At 70.3% G+C, this 19,577-nt stretch carries 13 protein-coding genes; 5 read left to right on the forward strand and 8 right to left on the reverse strand.

The genetic code is table 11. The features are described 5' to 3' along the window. Positions 1–78 precede the first annotated feature (78 nt). The 6 genes from OG588_RS01265 to OG588_RS01290 all read right to left on the reverse strand — a co-directional run bounded on the left by OG588_RS01265 (position 79) and on the right by OG588_RS01290 (position 6,404). Positions 79–774: an alpha/beta fold hydrolase gene (locus tag OG588_RS01265; protein WP_405945640.1), complete on the reverse strand. Its 696-nt coding sequence runs from the start codon at positions 772–774 to the stop codon at positions 79–81. Between the two features lie 130 nt (positions 775–904). Then, the gene (locus OG588_RS01270) at positions 905–2,233 is read right to left on the reverse strand and encodes a dihydrolipoamide acetyltransferase family protein (RefSeq protein ID WP_405945641.1); all 1,329 of its coding nucleotides are present in this window, start codon (positions 2,231–2,233) and stop codon (positions 905–907) included. Between the two features lie 13 nt (positions 2,234–2,246). After that, the gene (locus tag OG588_RS01275; RefSeq protein WP_405945642.1) at positions 2,247–3,215 is read right to left on the reverse strand and encodes an alpha-ketoacid dehydrogenase subunit beta; all 969 of its coding nucleotides are present in this window, start codon (positions 3,213–3,215) and stop codon (positions 2,247–2,249) included. Continuing rightward, positions 3,212–4,351: a thiamine pyrophosphate-dependent dehydrogenase E1 component subunit alpha gene (locus tag OG588_RS01280; protein ID WP_405945643.1), complete on the reverse strand. Its 1,140-nt coding sequence runs from the start codon at positions 4,349–4,351 to the stop codon at positions 3,212–3,214. The genes OG588_RS01275 and OG588_RS01280 overlap by 4 nt, the downstream gene beginning before the upstream one ends. A 69-nt stretch (positions 4,352–4,420) precedes the next feature. Further along, entirely contained in the window at positions 4,421–5,182 is a 762-nt protein-coding gene (locus tag OG588_RS01285; protein WP_405945644.1) for an SDR family NAD(P)-dependent oxidoreductase, read from the reverse strand. A gap of 76 nt (positions 5,183–5,258) precedes the next feature. Further along, entirely contained in the window at positions 5,259–6,404 is a 1,146-nt protein-coding gene (locus tag OG588_RS01290) for an acyl-CoA dehydrogenase family protein (RefSeq protein ID WP_405945645.1), read from the reverse strand. 176 nt (positions 6,405–6,580) lie between these two features. Here OG588_RS01290 and OG588_RS01295 point away from each other — a divergent pair, with 176 nt between their 5' ends. Next, complete coding sequence (locus OG588_RS01295) at positions 6,581–7,030, forward strand: Lrp/AsnC family transcriptional regulator (protein WP_019056857.1); 450 nt, start codon at positions 6,581–6,583, stop codon at positions 7,028–7,030. 114 nt (positions 7,031–7,144) lie between these two features. Next, positions 7,145–7,951: a class II aldolase/adducin family protein gene (locus tag OG588_RS01300; RefSeq protein WP_405945646.1), complete on the forward strand. Its 807-nt coding sequence runs from the start codon at positions 7,145–7,147 to the stop codon at positions 7,949–7,951. 32 nt (positions 7,952–7,983) lie between these two features. Here OG588_RS01300 and OG588_RS01305 read toward each other — a convergent pair whose 3' ends face one another. Beyond that, on the reverse strand, positions 7,984–8,913 hold the full coding sequence (locus tag OG588_RS01305; protein WP_405945647.1) for an oxygenase MpaB family protein: 930 nt from the start codon (positions 8,911–8,913) through the stop codon (positions 7,984–7,986). Positions 8,914–8,943: 30 nt separating this feature from the next. Then, on the reverse strand, positions 8,944–9,381 hold the full coding sequence (locus OG588_RS01310) for a hypothetical protein (protein ID WP_405945648.1): 438 nt from the start codon (positions 9,379–9,381) through the stop codon (positions 8,944–8,946). An 82-nt stretch (positions 9,382–9,463) separates the two neighbouring features. On the opposite strand from OG588_RS01310, the gene OG588_RS01315 reads away from it, so the two are divergent. The 3 genes from OG588_RS01315 to OG588_RS01325 all read left to right on the forward strand — a co-directional run bounded on the left by OG588_RS01315 (position 9,464) and on the right by OG588_RS01325 (position 19,522). Beyond that, on the forward strand, positions 9,464–17,293 hold the full coding sequence (locus OG588_RS01315) for an SDR family NAD(P)-dependent oxidoreductase (protein WP_405945649.1): 7,830 nt from the start codon (positions 9,464–9,466) through the stop codon (positions 17,291–17,293). A gap of 264 nt (positions 17,294–17,557) precedes the next feature. After that, a complete protein-coding gene (locus OG588_RS01320) occupies positions 17,558–17,761 on the forward strand; it encodes a cold-shock protein (RefSeq protein ID WP_019056860.1) in 204 nt (67 codons plus the stop codon). Positions 17,762–17,941: 180 nt separating this feature from the next. Further along, the gene (locus tag OG588_RS01325) at positions 17,942–19,522 is read left to right on the forward strand and encodes a DEAD/DEAH box helicase (protein WP_405945650.1); all 1,581 of its coding nucleotides are present in this window, start codon (positions 17,942–17,944) and stop codon (positions 19,520–19,522) included. Positions 19,523–19,577 lie beyond the last annotated feature (55 nt).

Raw genomic sequence — 19,577 nt, forward strand, 5'->3', positions numbered from 1 at the left:
TCCCGCACCATAACATGCCTCTGAGGCATATAGACCGGGCCTGTGAGGCACACTCCCCCTTGTACGCGTTCATACGCGTTATACGAGGTTCAGCAGTTCCCGCTCAAGGACGTGCGGGCTCGTCAGCAGACCGACATGGGTGACGTCCCTCAGGGCGACGACCCGGAACCCGCGTTTCTCCGCCGAAGCCGCGATATCGGTGAAGAGGGCCTGATCGGCGCAGTAGATGTAGGTGACCGCCTTGCCCGCCAGAGCCTCCTCACTGCCGGGACCGAGCGGCTCCTCGTGGGTGAGGCGCGGCATCGGCGTCATCCTGCTCGCAAGCCAGGCCGCCCCCTCGTCGTCCGCCCCGAGCAGCCCGGGGTCGAGCGCCGCCACCTCCCACTCGGCGGGCCCGGGTGACTCGGCGAACGCCTTCTCCAGCCACGGCAGCATCGTGAACGCCGACTCACCGGTGACGGGGGCGAAGGCGTCCGCGTACACCGCCTGCCCGACACGATCGGGGGCGAGCGCGGCCACTCCGGTGATCACCATCCCGCCGTAGCTGTGCCCGACCAGGATCGCGTTCTCCACCCCTTGGGATTCCAGGAGTTCGGCGACCTCTCGCGCGTGGACGCCCAGCCCGACGTCCGGCGAGGAGAGCTCGTGCCGCTCGGCGAGGCCGGTCAACGTGGGCGTGAGAACCGTGTGGCCGGCGCTCTCCAACAGGGGGCGCAGCCGGTCCCAGACCCAGCCACCGCCCCATGAACCGTGTACGAGTACGAACGTAGCCATGGCCCGCTCCTCATGAGATTCCAGAACCCCTCGGTCTTCTCACAGAGTCACGGTCCGGCCCCACCCAAGTCAACCTCATGGGCAAAATAAGTTGCCTCTTAGGCCAATACGCCGTCCGGCACGGCAGTCGTCACAGCATCGCCAGCCCCGGTTCCTGCAGGATCTGCGCGGTATTGGCCAGCAGCTCGGAGCCCTGTCGGCCGTCCATGAGCCGGTGGTCGAAGGAGAGTGCCAGTTGGGTACCCCAGCGCGGCTCGATGCGTTCGTTTCCGTCGTCGTCCTGGACGACCCAGGGCATACGGCGGACGGCGCCGACGGCGAGGATGGCGGCCTCTCCCGGGTTGAGGATCGGCGTGCCTGTGTCCACGCCGAACACCCCGACGTTGGTCAGGGTGACGGTGCCGCCGGTCATGTCCTGAGGTGAGGTGCGGCCGGCTCGGGCGGTCGCGGTGAGGTCCGCCAGCGCCTGGGTCAGTTCGAGCAGGGACATCCGCTCCGCGCCCTTGATGTTCGGCACGACCAGCCCACGGTCCGTCGCCGCCGCGACGCCGAGGTTGACGTAGTGCTTCAGGACGATCTCCTGCGCCGCCTCGTCCCAACTACTGTTCGCCTCAGGGGTTTTGGCCAGCGCGATCATGAAGGCCCGGGCGAAGAACAGCAGCGGGGTCACCCGCAGATCGCGGAACTCCCGCCGCCCGGCGACCAGTTCACGAAGTCGCATGGTTGCGCTGACGTCGACGGTGATGAACTCGGTGACGTGCGGTGCGGTGAAGGCGGAGGCGACCATGGCGGCGGCCGTGTGCTTGCGAACTCCGCGGATCGGTATACGCGTTTCGGAGGCCCGAGGGGTCTGCGAGGCGTGCGGGGCCGGGGCGGGAGCAGCCTGCGGGGTCGCGCCTCGGGCGGCCTCGTGGACGTCCTCGCGGGTGATGGTGTTCCCGGGACCGGTGGGGGCGACGGTCGTGAGGTCGACCCCGAGATCCTTCGCGAGTTTACGGACCGGCGGTTTGGCCGCCGGCCGAGCTGCGGCAGGCTCCGGGGCGCTGACCTCGACGCTGTCCGCGCGTTGCGACGGCGCGTGGTGCGCGGGACGCCTTCTACGACGGCCGGCGCCGGTGCCCTGCGGACCGTAGCCGACCAGCAGTGCGGCCTGTTCCGAATCCTGCTGCTGCACCGGCCCACCGTCCGGTTCTCCGCCCGCCGCCCCACCCGGTACGCCGGTGTCGATCGTGATGAGCGGCTTGCCGACCGGGAGCAGGTCGCCCACCTCCGCGTGGAGGGCGCTGACCACACCGGCGTAGGGCGAGGGAAGTTCGACGGCCGCCTTGGCCGTCTCCACCTCGACGATGATCTGGTTGACCTCGACGACGTCACCGGGCCGGACCGACCAGGCGAGGATTTCCGCCTCCGTCAGACCCTCGCCGACGTCGGGGAGCAAGAACTGCTGTGGGCTCGTCACGACGGCGCCCCTCCTAGTAACTCAGGCTGCGGTCAATGGCGTTGAGGATGCGGTCGACACCGGGAAGCCAGTCCGACTCCAGCCGGCTCGGCGGGTACGGGGTGTCGTATCCCGTCACCCGTACGACGGGCGCTTCGAGGAAGTGGAACTCCTCGTCCTGCAACCGTGCGGCGACCTCCGCGCCGAACCCGTGGGAGAAGGCGGCCTCATGGGCGACGACGGCCCGCCCGGTGCGGTGCACGGACGCGCGGACCGTCGTGACGTCCCACGGAGACAGGCTCCGCAGATCTACGACCTCCACGCTGCGCCCCTCCTCCGCTGCGATGTCGGCCGCCTCCAGGGCGACCGGCACGGTCGGGCCGTAGGCGATCAGGGTCACGTCCGTTCCCGCGCGGCGGATGACGGCCTGTTCCAGGGGGACTTCCGTGGCCGGGGCCACTTCTCCCTTGGTCCAGTAGTGCCGTTTGGGTTCGAGGAACACCACGGGGTCGTCCTCGGCAACGGCCTGTTGGATCATGTGGAAGGCGTCGTTCGGGGTGGCGCAGGTGACCACCTTCAGCCCGGCCGTGTGGGCGAAGTACGTCTCCGGCGACTCCGAGTGGTGCTCGATCGAGCCGATGCCGCCGCCGTAGGGGATACGGATCACGACGGGCAGGGTGATGCGGCCCGCCGAGCGGTGTCGGAGTTTGGCGAGTTGGGTGATGATCTGGTTCACGGCCGGGTAGACGAAGCCGTCGAACTGGATCTCGCAGACGGGCCGGTAGCCGCGCATCGCGAGTCCGATCGCCGCTCCGACGATGCCGGCCTCTCCCAACGGGGTGTCGACGACCCGCAGTTCGCCGAAGTCCTTCCGCAGTCCGTCCGTCACGCGGAACACACCGCCGAGGCGGCCGATGTCCTCGCCCATGAGCAGGACTTGGGGATCGTCGGTCAGGGCTTTGCGCAGGCCGTCGTTGAGGGCCTTGACCATGGAGACGGTCATTTCTGCTCTCCGTCCTGCGACCCGGTGGAGACGAACTCCAGGTGCTCGCGCAGCTGTTGGCGCAGATCGGCGGGCATCTGCGCGTAGGTGTGCTCGAAGGGCGAGGAAGCGTCGGGGTCGGCCAGCCCGCGGCAGCCCGCGCGCAGCCGTTCGGCCAGGTCCCGCTCGCGCTGTTCGAGGTCGGTGAAGTACTCGTCGGTCACGGCGCCCGCCGACTCAAGATGCGCGCGCAGCCGCTCCAGCGGGTCCCGGGCGGTCCAGTCCTCGGTCTCCTCGGCGGCCCGGTAACGCGTCGCGTCGTCGGCCGTCGTATGGGCGTTGACGCGGTAGGTGACCGCCTCGATCAGCGTCGGGCCACCGCCGGTTCGCGCCCGGTCCAGCGCCTGACGCGTGGCGGCGAGGCAGGCCAGTACGTCGTTGCCATCGACGCGGATGCCCGGGAAGCCGTAGCCGGCGGCTCGCTGGGCCGCGGGGATCCGGCTCTGCACGCTGTAGGGCGCGGAGATGGCCCACTGGTTGTTCTGGCAGAAGAAGACCACCGGCAGGTTCTGGGCGGCGGCCCAGATGAACGCCTCGTTCGTCTCGCCCTCGCTCAGCGCGCCGTCGCCGAGGAACGCCAGCACGGCCGTGTCGCGATCCGGGTCGCCGGAGCCGGTGCTGCCGTCGCGGTACAGACCCATGCCGTAGCCCACGGCGTGCAGCGTCTGCGCTCCGATGACCAGCGTGTACAGGTTGAAGTGATGGGCGTAGGGGTCCCAACCGCCCAGCGTGGTGCCCCGGAAGAGTCCGAGGAGCGACACCGGGTCGAGGCCGCGGCACCAGGCCACGCCGTGCTCGCGGTAGGTGGGGAAGACCATGTCCCGGTCGTAGAGCGCGTATGCCGCTCCGACCTGTGCCGCCTCCTGGCCGCGAAGCGACGGCCACAGGCCCAACTCCCCTTGCCGTTGCAGGGCGATGGCCTCTGTGTCCAGTCGGCGGACGAGCGCCATGTCGCGGTAGAGGGCGGGGAGGTCGACGGTCGCCAGGTCCAGGGGGAGCCGGGCATCCGTGGTCAACTTCCCCGACTGATCGAGCAGTTGGATGGAGGGATCGGCCAAGGACGCTTCCGACAGCGGGTCTTGTACGGCGTTTGCCATGCGTGTTCTCTTTCCGGGCGACGCTCTCGACGTGGAGCGCGGGTCAACGGGCCTTGTCGGTACGGGGATTCAGCGCGGGGCCATGCGCAGGGCACCGTCGAGGCGGATGACCTCGCCGTTGAGCATCGGGTTGTCGAGGATGTGGGTGACCAGGCCGGCGTATTCGTCCGGTGAGCCGAGCCGGGACGGATGCGGTACGGCGGCGCCCAGTTGGGTCCTCGCCTTCTCCGGCAGGCCCGAGAGGAGCGGGGTGTCGAACAGTCCCGGCGCGATCGTGACGACACGGATCGCCGAGTCGGCGAGGTCCCGGGCCGCGGACAGGGTCAGCGAGACCACCCCGCCCTTGCTCGCCGCATACGCGGCCTGACCGATCTGCCCGTCGTAGGCGGCGATGGACGCGGTGCAGACGATGACGCCTCGATCACCGTTGTCCGGCGTGTTCTCGGCCATGACGGCGGCAGCGGCGGCGAGCACATGGAAGGTGCCGAGCAGATTGATCTCGATCACCCGTCGGAAGTCCTCGGCCGGCAGCACTCCCCGCTTGCCCAGGATGCGGCCGGGTGTCGCGATTCCGGCGCAGTTGACCGCCGCGCGCACCGACCCCTGACCTGCCGCGTAGGCGAAGGCCTGGCGGACCTGGTCCGGATCGGTCACATCCGCCGCGACGAAATGCGCGCGCTCCCCCAACGCGGCTGCCGCGGCCTCCCCTTGGCTGTTCGGGAGGTCCAAGAGCACGACGGTACGGCCCTGTCGGTGCAGCCGGTGTGCGGTCGCCCGCCCCAGTCCGGAGCCGCCTCCCGCTATGACGGCAACAGCATCGCGAGATGTCATGGTGCCCGCCTTCCTTCACGTCGTCGGAACGTGCAAGTCGTAGGAAATGTGCAAGTCGTGGGAAACGAGGCCGAGTTCAGGAGTCGGCGAGATGGCGGCTGATGACCATGCGCTGGATCTGGTTGGTGCCCTCGAAGATCTGGGTGATCTTCGCCTCGCGCATATAGCGCTCCACCGGGTGCTCACGGACGTATCCAGCGCCGCCGAGGACCTGGACGGCATCGGTCGTCACGGCCATCGCCGTGTCCGTCGCGATGAGTTTGGCCATGCTGGCCTGCCGGCTGAATGCCTGGCCTGCGTCCTTGCGCCGGGCGGCGACCAGATAGGTGGCGCGGGCCGCTTCGGTGCGCGCGGCCATGTCGGCGAGCAGGAATCCGACGCCCTGGTGCTCGATGATGCGGCGGCCGAAGGTCCGGCGCTCGCGGGCGTAGTCGACCGCGTGGTTGAGCGCCGCCTGCGCGATCCCGACCGCGACCGCGGCGATGCCGAGCCGGCCGGCGTCGAGTGCGGACAGCGCGATCTTCAGGCCCTGGCCTGGCTCGCCGATCAGCCGGTCGCCCGGGACCCGCACATCGTCGAAGTGCATCACCGCGGTGGTCGAACTCCGCAGCCCCATCTTGCGCTCCGGAGCACCCGCGCTCAGGCCGGGCGACCGGGCGTCCACGTGGAAGCAGGAGATGCCGTTGCGCGGATCCTCGGACGTGCGCAGAAACGCGGTGTAGAAGTCGGCCTCACCGCCATGCGTGACCCAGGCCTTGGCGCCCCGGGCCACCCATGCCTCGCCGTCACGTGCCGCGCCGGCCCGGATGGCACTCGGGTCGGAGCCCGCGTGCTCCTCCGACAGGCAGTAGGCGCCGAGTACGGCGCCGCTCAGCTGCCACGGCAGCAGCGCCTGCCGCTGCGCCGCGGAGCCGAAGACCGAGACGGGGTGGCAGGACAGCGTGTGGACGCTGACACCGACGGCGACAGCGGCCCACCGGGCGGCAAGCTCTTCGAGTACCTGCAGGTAGACGGCGTAGGGCTGGCCCCCTCCCCCGACGTCCTCGCCGAATGGAAGGGTCAGCAGACCCGCTTCGCCGAGGAGGCCGAACACCTCACGCGGAAAACGGCCCTCCTCCTCGAACTGGGCCGCACGCGGGGCGAGTTCCTTGTCCGCGATCTCGACCGTCAGCTCCAAGAGCTCACGGGCCTCGCCGGGCGGTAGTTCGCGCTCAACCTTCACCGCTGGGTCCCTTCCTCACGCCCTCGAACGGCGGTCGCCGACCAGTTGCAGGCGTTGTCAGTGGACCGGCGGGACATCGGCGGTGGCAATTAAGTTGCGGGTATCTTGCACGTGATGCAAAAAAGTCGAGCCAGACCAAGCTCGCCCGCAAAATACGTGCACCTGAGGAGGACCACATGACCGACACGGCACTCATCGACAGCGTCGACCGAGCGATTCTGGAACTGCTGGTCGAGGACGGCCGCCGGACCATGACGGAGATCGCGGATCGCGTCAGCCTCTCCCCGTCGGCGGTCAAACGCAGGGTCGACCGGCTGGAGCGGGTCGGGGTCATCGCCGGCTACACGGTCACCCTCGACCACGGCAAGCTGGGCTCCGGTTTCGAGGCCTTCGTCGAGCTGCGGTTCGCCGGTGACGTCAAGGTCGAGGCGATCACGATGGCCGCCACCAGCGTCCCGGAGGCCCTGGAGGTCTTCACCGTCGCGGGCGACCCCGACGCCCTGGTCCGCGTCCGGGTGACCAACGTGCAGCACCTGAGAGACGTCATCGACCGGCTCCGGCGTACGGGCGCGGTGATCGGCACGAAGACGCTCATGGTGCTGGGCGCGTGGCGCAGGGGGGACTGAGCAGGCGGAGGATTTGTGCCTCATGGGCAACTTTCCTTGCCTCTGAGGTTGACAGCGGACAGGAGATGGTTGCAGCCTGAAAGAAATTCACCATGCATCGGAAAGGACGTCCCGATGTCCATCACCACCGGCAGCAACGACATCGACTTCGAGAACACCGAGGAACTGGACATTCCTCGCCTGGCGGAGAGCCGCGAGACCATCGAGGCCGAACGCGCCCACCGCAAGCGGCAGTTGGCGGCGGCGTTCCGGATCTTCGCCCGCTACGGCTTCGACGAGGGCATCGCCGGCCACATCACCGCGCGGGACCCCGAGTTCCCCGACAGGTTCTGGGTCAACCCGTACGCGGTGCACTTCTCCAAGATCCGGGTCAGCGACCTGCTCCTCATCGACGAGGAGGGCCGGGTCATCGAGGGCGAGCGCCGTACCAACAAGGCCGCCTTCTGGATCCACTCGTCCATCCACCAGGCCCGCCCGGACGTCGTGGCGGTGGCGCACGCCCACACCATCCACGGCCGGGCCTTCGCGTCACTCGACAAGCTCCTGGACCCGATCGTGCAGGAGTCCTGCGCCTTCTACGACGACCATGTGCTGTTCGACGAGTACAAGGGCCTGGTGCTGGAGCGGACGGAGGGCGAGCGGATCGCCGTCCGGCTCGGCGAGCGACGGGCCGCCGTTCTCCGTCACCACGGCCTGCTGACGGTCGGGCGGTCCGTCGAGGAGGCCGCGTGGTGGTTCATCACCATGGACCGCGCCTGCCAGATGCAGCTCCTCGCCGACGCCGCGGGCAAGCCCCGCGTCATGACCGAGGAGGAAGTCACCCTGGCCCACCGGCAGTTCAGCAACGCCAACATGGCCCGCCACAACTTCAACCTCCTGGCCGACCTCGTGGTGGAGGAAGAACCCGACGTCCTGGGCTGAGCCCCACCGCGAGCACCACCACCCCTCGCCGGCTACACATCGGGCGCGTAGTGCTTGCCGTCACCCCTGCGCTCCACCGGCGGCAGATTCCGCCGCGGCGTCTCGACCGGTCCTACGGCGAGACCGCGCGCCCGCCGCCAACCGGCCCGGGCCCGCGGGTGGTAGCGCCGCTCGAACGGCACGAGGTGCCAGCCGAGCGCGACGGTACGGCCCACCAGCCACAGCGCGACCGCGCTCCGACGGGACCAGCGGTAGCCCAACTTGGCGCGCACCGCGGGCGGATACATCCCGACGGTGAGCCAGAGGAAGGGCCGGGTCAGCGGCCCCCGGATCGCCCGCCACACCACGTCGGGCAGCCACTTCAGAAACGGCGGCTTGCCTATGCGGCGGATGTCGAGCACGGCGCGCGCCGCCCGGTTGTCCTCCAGAGTGTCGACGCACATCCGGTCGAAGTACGCGGTAAATCCTGCCCAGTTGGCGGGAGCGGGCCGGTCGCTGACCCCGTAGAGCCGGTACCACTGAAGGCTCTCGGCATAGAACCGCTCCTTCTGTTCCTCCGTCAGCGGCCGGCCGAAGTACCGGCACACCAGCACCGGGACCATGACGAAGGTCGCGTGTGCCCAGAAGAAGGTGTCCGGGTCGAGGGCGTGATAGCGCCGCCCCTGGCTGTCAACTCCCTTGATCTGGACGTGATAGTCGCGGACCTCGCGGGCGGTACGGGCCGCGTCCGGGCCGTCGTAGATCACTCCGGCGATCGGGTAGAGCGAGCGGAGCAGCCGTTCCCAGCGCTCCTCGAAGAAGTGTGAGTGTTCCTCCACTCCGGCGCCGAGGGCGGGATGCATGTTCTGCATCGACCCGGCCCAGAGGCCGATCAGCATGCCCCGCCAGTCGCTGAAGTACCGCCAGACCAGAGACGACGGCCCGAGCGGCTCGGGTGTCGACGGGTCGCCGGGTGAGGTCAAAGGACGCTCCTGACTGACGAGTTGTGGTTCCTACAGGGCCCACCAGCAGTACAACCGCCGGTTCTCCGCCGCGGCTCTCCTGGCCAGGCCGGACAACCGATGGAGCAGTTCCACCGTCTTGGTGGGCGTGAGTCTCAGTTCTTCGACAGCCGCGAACGGACCTGCCGCCAGGGCCAGTCGCTTACCGGACGCCGTGGCCAGGGCGTCCCGGAGGGTGTCGGAGACGCTGATGACGAAGGCCGCTTCGGCCTCGGGGTCCGAGAGCAGTTGCCCGGAGCGGGGGCGGGCGCGCGCCTCGTCGTAGGTGCAGTCGGTGAGGATGCCTTCGAGCCGCGCCAGCACGACCACCGGGTCGACGCCCTTGAGGGACAGCACGTCGAACACCGACACATCGGGCCCGCCCGGTCCGTCGAGGACACCGACGGCAGCCTCGTCACTCGCGGCCGAGAAGTACGCGCACATCACCATGCCGTAGAGCGTGCCCTATGCAGCCGTCTGACGGCGACTGTCGTACGGTGACCGCTCACGGCGGGGGAACGAAAGGGTGGGAATGGGCATTTATGGGGGCGAGTCGGTGCGTACACTGCCGGACATCCTGCGGGAGCACGCGACTCGGATCGGCGGGAAGACCGCATACCGGGACGACCGACGTGCCGTCACCTACGGGGAGTTGGAGCAGCGCACCGGCCGAGTGGCGGGGCATCTGGTGCGGCTCGGGGTACGGCGTGGCGACCGGGTCGCGATCCATCTGGGCAACCGGGTGGAGCTGGTGGAGACCTGGCTCGGGGTGTTGCGCGCCGGGGCCATCGGCGTGCTGCTCAACCCCGCCGCTTCGGAAGAGGAGTTGGCGTACTTCCTCGACGACAGCGGCGCCGTGGCGGCGGTGAGCGCAGAACCGCTCGCCCAACTCGCTTCCGTGCAACGGGTGATCGTCGTCGGGCAGGACGAACCGACCGAGGGCACGATCGCCTTCGAGAGCCTTGCCGGTACGGAGTCGGGTACGGCCCCCCGTGATGACCTCGATCTCGACGAGCCGGCCTGGATCCACTACACCTCGGGCACCACCGGGCAGAGCAAGGGCGTTGTCTCCACGCAGCGTTCGGGACTGTGGTCGGTGACGGCGGCCTACGTACCGGCGTTCGGACTGGAGCAACAAGACCTCCTGCTCTGGCCGTTGCCGATGTTCCACGCCCTCGGCCACTCCGTGTGCCTGTTGGGCGTCCTCTCGGTCGGTGCGACCGCGCGCGTCCTCGCACCGGGCGCGAACGTCGCCGAAGCGCTCGCCGCCGAGCCGTTCACCATCCTGGGCGGGGTGCCCGCCACTTACCGTCTCCTCCTGGAGTCACTGCGGGAGACGGCGCGTCCGGCACCCGCGTCGCTGCGGGTGTGTGTCAGCGGCGGGGCACCCTGTTCCCCCGAGCTGCGCACCGAGGTCGAACTGGCCCTCACCGCACCCCTGTTGGACGGGTACGGCTCCACGGAGACCTGCGGAAAGATCGCGGTCGAACGGCTCAACGACCCCCGTGACGACCCTTCACGTGGTTTTCCACTGCTGGTGCTGGACCTCCGCATCACTGAACCCTCCACCGGTGCCGAGGTCGGCGACGGGCACGAGGGCGAGATCTGGGTACGCGGCCCCGGCCTGATGGCCGGCTACCACAACCGTCCGGACGCGACCGCCGAGGCGTTCACCGACGGCTGGTACCGCACCGGGGACCTCGGTCGGCGCGACGCGAACGGTCAGCTCCATGTCACCGGCCGGGTCAAGGAGTTGATCATCCGGGGCGGTGTGAACATCAACCCCGCCGAGGTGGAGCGGGTGTTGCTGGCCCGCCCCGACATCGCCGACGCCGCAGTGGTCGGCCGACGGCACGATGTGCTCGGCGAGGTACCGGTGGCGTTCGTCGTGCCCGGCCCGGACGGAGTCGACACGGAGCGGGCACTCGCCGTCTGCCGCGAACGACTGTCCGGGTTCAAGGTCCCGGACGAGATCTATCCGACCACGTCCCTCCCCCGTACCGCCTCCGGCAAGATCGCCCGGGCCGTGCTCGCCGAGCAACTGCCGGAGCGCCTCGCCGCCGAACGTACGACCGCGTCGGCCGCGCTGCGCGAGCGACTCATGGCCGCGTCCGACGCCGTACTCGACCTGGTTCTCGAAGTGACGGCACGGACTCTCGACGTACCCGTGCGCGAGTTGGACTCCGAAGTGCCGTTCAACGCACAGGGGTTGACCTCGCTCGGCGCTGTCCTGCTGCGCGACCGGCTCGGCACGGTGACCGGTCTCACGCTGCCCGCGACGCTGGTGTTCGACCACCCCACGCCCGCCGCCGTGGCAACCCTGGTGCGCGACGCGCTGCACGGCGACAGCCCCGTGCCCACATCCGGCGACGGCCACAGCGCCGAACCCGGGGAACCGATCGCCATCGTGGCCATGGCCTGCCGCTACCCGGGCGGCGTGGAATCCCCGGAGGACCTATGGCAGTTGGTCGCCGACGGCACCGACGCGACCTCCGACTTCCCCGCCGACCGCGGCTGGAACGTGGCCGACCTCTACGACCCGGATCCCGACCGCCTCGGCAAGTCGGTCACCCGCCGGGGCGGATTCCTGGACCGCGCCGCCGACTTCGACGCGGCCTTCTTCAGCATGTCGCCCCGCGAGGCGCTCGCCACCGACCCCCAGCAGCGACTGCTCCTGGAGACCGGCTGGGAGTTGCTGGAGCGGGCGGGCATGGACCCCGCCGGTCTGCGCGACAGCGACACCGGCGTCTTCGTCGGCGTCATGCACGCCACCTACGCGAGTCGTCTACTGCACCGCGGCGGGCACGAGTTGGAGGCGCATCTCGCCCTCGGTTCGGCGGGCAGCGTGGCCTCCGGCCGGATCGCCTACACGCTGGGGCTGCGCGGGCCCGCCGTGACGGTGGACACCGCGTGCTCGTCGTCGCTGGTCGCAATGCACTCGGCGGTACGGTCCCTGCGCGAGGGTGAGTGTTCGCTCGCCGTCGCCGGCGGGGTCACGATGATGGCCTCGCCCGGCCCGTTCATCGCGTTCAGCAGACTGCGCGGGCTGGCACCGGACGGCCGCTGCAAGCCCTTCTCGGCGGCGGCCGACGGTACCGCCTGGGGCGAGGGCGTCGGCCTGGTCCTGCTGGAACGGCTCTCCGACGCGCGGCGCAACGGCCATCCCGTACTGGCCGTGCTGCGCGGCTCGGCCGTCAACTCCGACGGCGCGTCCAACGGCCTCACCGCGCCCAACGGCCCTGCTCAGCAACGGGTGATCCGCTCGGCGCTGGCCGACGCGGGACTGTCACCGGCCGACATCGACACCGTGGAGGCCCACGGCACGGGCACCGCGCTCGGCGACCCGATCGAGGCACAGGCGCTCCTCGCCACCTACGGTCAGGACCGCACCGCCAAACGCCCGCTGTGGCTCGGCTCGTTGAAGTCCAACCTCGGGCACACCCAGGCCGCGGCCGGTGTCGGCGGCGTCATCAAGACCGTACTGGCGATGCACCACGACCGACTTCCCCGCACTCTCCACGTCGACGAACCGTCGCCGCACGTGGACTGGTCCTCGGGCACCGTAAGGCTCCTGTCCCAGGACGAGGAATGGCGACCCGAGCCCGGGCGCCCGCGACGAGCGGCGGTGTCGGCGTTCGGTATCGGCGGGACCAACGCACACGTGATCCTGGAGGAGCCCGAGGCGACCGCATCCGACGAACCACCCCTCCGCCGCCCGGTGACACCCCCGCTGCTGCTCTCCGCAGCGAGCCCTGCCGCCCTGCGCGAACAAGCCGCACGCACCGCCGCCTTCCTACGCACCCAACCCGAACTCGCCCTGCCGGACCTGGCGTTCACCCACGCCACCGCCCGAGCCGCACTCCCCCACCGAGCCACCGTCCCTACCACCGACCGAACGGCCGCACTGACCGCCCTCGACACTCTGACGACATCCACCCCGTCACACACCACCACCCCCTCCGCCCGCCTGGCCCTGCTCTTCACCGGCCAGGGAGCCCAACGGACGGGCATGGGAAGGGAGTTGTACGACATCTTCCCGGAGTTCGCGACCACCTTCGACGCCTTGTGCGCGCGCTTCGACGCCCACCTGGAACGTCCGTTGCGCTCGGTCCTCTGGGACGCGGACGCGAACACCCTGCTGAACCGGACGGACTTCACCCAGGCCGCCCTGTTCACCTTCGAGGTGTCCGTCTTCCGGTTGCTCGCATCCTGGGGCGTACGACCGGAGTTCCTGGCCGGACACTCGGTCGGCGAACTGGCGGCGGCCCACTGCGCGGGCGTGCTGTCCGAGCCGGACGCCGTCGAACTGGTCGCGGCACGCGGGAGGTTGATGCGGGGACTGCCGGAGGGCGGTGCCATGGTGGCGCTCGACGCCACGGAGGCCGAGGTCACGCCCGAGCTGACCGACGGGGTCGCGATCGCAGCCGTGAACGGACCCCGTGCGGTCGTCGTCTCCGGCGCCGAGAAGCCGGTCCTCGCACTCGCGGAGCGTTTCGCCCTACGAGGCCGTCGTACCGTCCGGCTACAGGTAAGCCACGCCTTCCACTCCCCTCTCATGGAGCCGATGCTCGCCGAATTCGGGCGTATCGCGGAGGAGTTGACGTATCACTCCCCCGTCGTCCCGGTCATCTCTGGCCTGACCGGGCTTCCGGCCACCGGGGGTGAGCTGCGGTCGGCCGCGTACTGGGTACGGCATGCCCGTGAGGCCGTACGGTTCGGGGACGCCGTGCACTGGCTGGCGCACGACGGACGGGTGACCTCGTTCGCCGAGATCGGCCCGGACGCCCACCTCACCACCCAGGCCGCGGCGACCCTGGCCGGGACCGGCAAGGAACTCCTCTTCACCGCGGCGGCCCGCCGTGACGGATCGGAGCCCCACACGCTGTTCGACACGCTCGGCCAACTCCACGTCCACGGCGTGCAGTTGGACTGGCGCCGGGTGTACGCGGACAGTGGCGCCCGGCGGGTCGACGGCCTGCCGACCTATCCCTTCCAGCGGCAGCGCTACTGGCTGCCCGACACCGGCACCGACGCGACCGCCGGCTCCGGGCATCCGCTGCTGACGCAGACGGTCACGGTGCCGGGCACCGAACGCCTGCTGTGCACGGGCCGGTTGTCCGGCGCGGCCCAGCCGTGGCTGCGCGACCACGTCGTGGGCGGGCACGCCCTCGTGCCCGGCGCCGCGCTCGCCGACCTCGTGCTGCACGCGGGCGACCTGTGCGGACTCGCCGTACTGGAGGAACTCGCCCTGCTGAACCCGCTGTTCCTCCCCGAGGACGACGAAGCGGGCATCCAGCTCCAGGTGGTCCTGGGCGAGCCGGACGACTCCGGACGCCGGGCGGCGGACGTGTACGCGCGTCCCGAGGAGTCCGGCGCGCTCGGCGCCTGGACGCAGCATGCGACGGGTCGGCTCGGCCCGGCCGTTCCCGGCGTCCTGGACGGTGCGGTCTCCCTCACGGCGTGGCCACCGACGGGTGCTACGCGGATGGATCTCGCCGGTGCCTACGAGCAGGTGGCTGAGGCCGGGTTGGCGTACGGTCCGGCGTTCCAAGGCGTCACGGCGCTGTGGCGGCGGGACGAGGAGTTGTTCGCCGAGGTCGGCCCGGCACCGGTCGCGGACGCCCGGCGCCATATGCTCCACCCGGCACTGCTCGACGCCGCCCTGCACCCGGGGCTGCTCGCCGAACCCCCGACCGGTGCGCCCCGACTGCCGTTCGCCTGGCGGGGGTTGACCCTGCACGCCACGGGTGCGACGGCCCTCCGCGTCCGGATGACGACGACCGGCCCGGACTCGATCACCCTCGACCTCGCCACCCCGACGGGCGCCCCCGTGGCCCGGCTGGAGTCGATGACGACCCGACCGGCACCGGAGATGGGTCCCACCCCGGCCGGAGAGCTGTACCGGCTGCGCTGGACGGGCGTTCCGGCCGCCGGTGAGGTACCCGCCGTAGCGATGTCGGAGACGGACGACCTGGATCTGGCCGCGTTCCTCACCTCCGCCGACGACGAGTCGTCCTGGTCCGAGGAGACGCCGGAGTTGGTCGTGGCGTCCCTGTCCGCTCCCGGCGGCAGGAGCACCGACCCGGCCACCGCAGCGCACGAACTCACCGTACGGGCGCTGGAGTTGCTGCAAACACATCTCGCCGGTTCCGGGCGGCTCGCCGTGATCACGCGCGGTGCCGCCGACGCCTCACCCGACCTCCCCGCCGCCACGGTCTGGGGCCTGCTGCGAACCGCGCAGTCCGAGTACCCCGGACGCCTCACCCTCGTGGACGTCGACGGCCGCCCTGAGTCGCTACGACAGGTGTCCGCCGCCCTCGCCACCGGTGAACCTCAAATCACCGTCAGGGACGGCATGTTGAGCGTCCCTCGACTGGCGACCGCACCCGGTCCGGCGACCGACGGTTCCCTCGGTGGGGGCACTGTCCTCATCACCGGTGGCACGGGATCCCTCGGGGCGATGCTGGCCCGGCACCTGGTCGACCGACACGGGGTTCTGCAGCTCGTACTCCTCAGTCGGCGTGGTGAACAGGCGCCGGGCGCGCGGCAGTTGCGGGACGGTCTCCAGCGGGCGGGCGCACAGGTGGACTTGGTGGCCTGCGACATCGCCGAACGAGACCAACTCGCCTCCGCAATAAAGGCGTTCGAGCCCGATCTGACCGCCGTAGTGCACGCGGCCGGGGTTCTGGACGACGGTGTGCTGGCGTCGATGACTCCCGAGCGGCTGGCGGTGGTGATGCGGCCGAAGGTCGATGCGGCTTGGCAGTTGCACGAGTTGACGAAGGAGCTACCACTCGCGCAGTTCGTGCTGTTCTCGTCCGCGGCCGGGTTGCTGGGCAACCCCGGTCAGTCCAACTACGCGGCGGGGAACTCCTTCTTGGACGCGCTCGCCCGCCATCGGGCCGAACTGGGCCTGCCCGCACTGTCGTTGGCATGGGGCGCGTGGGCGGACGAGGAGGGCATGGCGGCTCGCAGCGGGCGGGTGCACGGCGGGCCGGTGCGGGCGATCTCCCCCGAGGGGGCGTTCGCGCTCTTCGACGCGGCGCTCGGCAGCGGTGAACCAGTCCTCGCACCACTGCCGTTGGACCGCTCACCGAAGGCCGACCCGGCCGGGACCGTCGTACCCCCGCCCCTGCGTGGGCTGTTGCGCGCGAACCGGCAGTCGGCCTCTTCCACCATCCCGGCGGACGGCGCCACCGGCTCCTGGCGGGACCGGCTCGCGGCACTGCCCCTGCGCGAACGGCTGCCCACACTGCGGGCGTTGATCCGGACCGAGGTCGCCGGTGTGCTCGGGCACACGGATGCCGACGCGGTCGACCGGGACTTCACGGAACTGGGCCTCGACTCCTTGATGCGCGTCATGCTCTGCAACCGGTTGAGCCTGCTGACCGAAACCCCCCTGGCCGTCACCGTGGCCTACGACTGGCCGGACACGGAACAGCTCGCCGAGCACCTGTACGGCGAACTGCGCGGCACCCTGCCCGACGAGCCCGCAGCCACGACCACCCCGGCACCGGTCCGGGTCGACGGGCGTGGCGCCGGGCGGTCGCTGCCCGCCCTGTACCGGAAGGTCTGCGAGGCCGGTGACGTCGTAGCGGCCATGCATCTTCTGGTGACCGCGTCCATCGGTGCGCCCGTCTTCGGCCCGGAGGAGGCCGCCCGGCACGCGCTGCCGCCGTTGCGGCTGGCGGCCGGCACCCGGGGGCCCGCCCTCGTCTGCGTTCCCGGCTTCGCCAGCAATCTGGGCCGCCCCTGGTACGCGGGGCTCGCGCCCTGCTTCGAGGGCGAGCGGGACGTCTTCGAGGTACGGCACTCCGGCATCGACCACGGAGACGCGGTGGCGCGCGACCTGGAGTCGCTGATGGAGTCGCACGCCACGGCCGTACGGCATCAACTCGGCGACCGGCGTTACGTGTTGGTCGGCCACTCCATGGGCGGTACGGCCGCCCACGCGCTCGCCACCCGGCTGGCGGACCTCGGTGCTCCCCCGGCCGGGCTCGTGCTGATCGACTCGTACCACGTCACCCCGGAACGGGAGGCAGAGCCGTGGCTGCTGTCACTACCTGCCCGGATTCCCCTGATGGTCGGCGAGAGCTTCGACACGATGGTGGACGATCTGACGCTGCTGTCGCTGGGTGCGTACACCCGGATGTTCCGAGGTTGGCAACCTGAGCCCACCGAGGTGCCCACCCTGCTGGTGCGCGCCTCCGAGCCGCTGGCGGACATGCCGCCGGAGTGGCGTTCGTCCTGGCCTGGCGTGCGGGACACGGCGGACACCGCCGGCACTCATCTCAGCGTGCTGGAGGAGGACGCCGCCACGACGGCCAAGGTCGTCCGCGACTGGATCGACGCGCTCGCGTAGTCCGGCCCGCAGTCCGGCACGAAACCCAATATCTACGTCGGCGACATGAGAAATGAAATTAACGTCCGCACACGGCCGATCGCGCCGTGCTACTATTGATCTCAGTTGCAGTTGTGGTTGCCAAACCCTTCAGATGCCCACACCGCCCTCCGGGACGGTGGAGCATTTTTTTGTGTGTCCGGTTTCTTTCCGGCGGGGTGATCATCACGGCGACACGGAGTCCGCACACTGCGGGCTCCGCTGACCGCCCCGAAGGAGAACAAAATGGCCAGTGGCACCGTGAAGTGGTTCAACGCGGAAAAGGGTTTCGGCTTCATCGAGCAGGACGGTGGCGGCGCTGACGTCTTCGCCCACTACTCGAACATCGCCGCCCAGGGCTTCCGCGAGCTGCAGGAGGGTCAGAAGGTGACCTTCGACATCGCGCAGGGCCAGAAGGGCCCGACGGCCGAGAACATCGTTCCTGCGTAACGACGACGTTTACTTCGCAGCTGGGGCCCGCACCTTGGGGTGCGGGCCCCAGCTCGCTGCATTTTCCATGCTTTCGGCGATATTCCGCCGAAGCCACCGGCTCGTTCTTGCGATTCTCTGCGCCGTTCATTCACCGCGGGAATTCCTTGATACGTGCCATATCAAGGAAGGTTCCACATTTTGAACCGCGCACGTACGAATGACCGCTTCTCGCGAAAGCGTAATGGAAATCCGGAATCCGGAAAGAGCGGCGGCGGCTACCGCTCGGCAGCTCCGTCCGGCAACCGCTCCAGCGCGCCGCGCCGCTCCAAGGGCGGCGGCGGTGGCCGTCCGGTCGCTCTGCAGGGCGAGTTCGCCCTGCCGAAGACGGTGACCCCCGGCCTTCCCGCCGTGGAGTCGTTCGCCGAACTCGACATGCCGGCCAAGCTGTTGGCCGCGCTCGGCCACGAGGGCGTCACCGTCCCGTTCCCGATCCAGGCGACGACGCTCCCGAACTCCCTCGCCGGCCGTGACGTGCTCGGCCGCGGCCGCACCGGCTCCGGCAAGACCCTCGCCTTCGGCCTCGCGATGCTGGCCCGTACGGCGGGCCGCCGCGCCGAGCCGCGTCAGCCGCTCGCCCTCGTCCTCGTCCCGACCCGCGAGCTGGCCCAGCAGGTCACCGACGCGCTCACCCCGTACGCCCGCGCCGTCAGCGTGCGGATGACCACCGTCGTCGGCGGTATGTCGATCGGCCGTCAGGCCGGTGCGCTGCGTGGCGGTGCGGAGGTCGTGGTCGCGACTCCGGGACGGCTCAAGGACCTCATCGAGCGCGGCGACTGCCGGCTGGACGGTGTCACCATCACCGTCCTCGACGAGGCCGACCAGATGGCCGACATGGGCTTCATGCCGCAGGTCACCGCGCTGCTCGACCAGGTGCAGCCGGGCGGACAGCGGATGCTGTTCTCGGCCACCCTGGACCGCAACGTGGACCTCCTGGTCCGCCGCTACCTGACCGACCCCGTCGTCCACTCCGTCGACCCCTCCGCGGGCGCGGTCACGACGATGGAGCACCACGTCCTGCACGTGCACGGCACGGACAAGCAGCGCGCGACCACCGAGATCGCGGCGCGCGAGGGCCGGGTCATCATGTTCCTGGACACCAAGCACGCGGTGGACCGGCTGGTGAAGCACCTGCTGAACAACGGCGTCCGCGCGGCCGGTCTGCACGGCGGCAAGTCCCAGCCGCAGCGCACCCGCACGCTCGCCCAGTTCAAGGACGGGCATGTGACGGCCCTGGTGGCGACCAACGTCGCGGCCCGCGGCATCCACGTCGACAACCTCGACCTGGTCGTCAACGTCGACCCGCCCACCGACCCCAAGGACTATCTGCACCGCGGCGGCCGTACGGCCCGTGCGGGCGAGTCCGGCAGTGTCGTCACGCTGGTCACTCCCGACCAGCGCCGTGACTTCACCCGGCTGATGACCGCGGCAGGCGTCACCCCGGAGGTCACCGCGGTGCGCTCCGGCGAGGAGGAGCTGACCCGGATCACGGGCGCTCAGGCCCCGTCCGGCGTCCCGGTCGTCATCCAAGCCCCGGTCGTGGAGCGCGAGCGCACCCGCCGTAGCCCGTCCTCGTCGTCGTCCCGGGGCCGTCGTGGCCGTCCGGCCGGGGCCGGCGAGGGCCGGTCCACCGGTGGTGCGGCTCGGCGTGGCGGCAGCGGCAGCAGTGCCGGCGGCAGCAGCCGGGGGCAGCGACGGTCGTCCTTCGGCTCCGCGGCCTGAGGACCAACTCGGCGCCTTCGGGCGCCCGTTCGGCCCCCGATCCTCCCTTCTCTCT

It is taken from the genome of Streptomyces prunicolor, assembly GCF_045162825.1.
Classification (GTDB): Bacteria; Actinomycetota; Actinomycetes; order Streptomycetales; family Streptomycetaceae; genus Streptomyces; species Streptomyces prunicolor.

Excerpts from the sequence above, each read along its gene's own strand:
- OG588_RS01280 (WP_405945643.1), bottom strand. The coding sequence starts at position 4,351 with ATGGCAAACGCCGTACAAGACCCGCTGTCGGAAGCGTCCTTGGCCGAT.
- OG588_RS01315 (WP_405945649.1), top strand. The coding sequence starts at position 9,464 with ATGGGCATTTATGGGGGCGAGTCGGTGCGTACACTGCCGGACATCCTG.
- OG588_RS01300 (WP_405945646.1), top strand. The coding sequence starts at position 7,145 with ATGTCCATCACCACCGGCAGCAACGACATCGACTTCGAGAACACCGAG.
- OG588_RS01295 (WP_019056857.1), top strand. The coding sequence starts at position 6,581 with ATGACCGACACGGCACTCATCGACAGCGTCGACCGAGCGATTCTGGAA.
- OG588_RS01310 (WP_405945648.1), bottom strand. The coding sequence starts at position 9,381 with ATGGTGATGTGCGCGTACTTCTCGGCCGCGAGTGACGAGGCTGCCGTC.
- OG588_RS01265 (WP_405945640.1), bottom strand. The coding sequence starts at position 774 with ATGGCTACGTTCGTACTCGTACACGGTTCATGGGGCGGTGGCTGGGTC.
- OG588_RS01285 (WP_405945644.1), bottom strand. The coding sequence starts at position 5,182 with ATGACATCTCGCGATGCTGTTGCCGTCATAGCGGGAGGCGGCTCCGGA.
- OG588_RS01320 (WP_019056860.1), top strand. The coding sequence starts at position 17,558 with ATGGCCAGTGGCACCGTGAAGTGGTTCAACGCGGAAAAGGGTTTCGGC.
- OG588_RS01275 (WP_405945642.1), bottom strand. The coding sequence starts at position 3,215 with ATGACCGTCTCCATGGTCAAGGCCCTCAACGACGGCCTGCGCAAAGCC.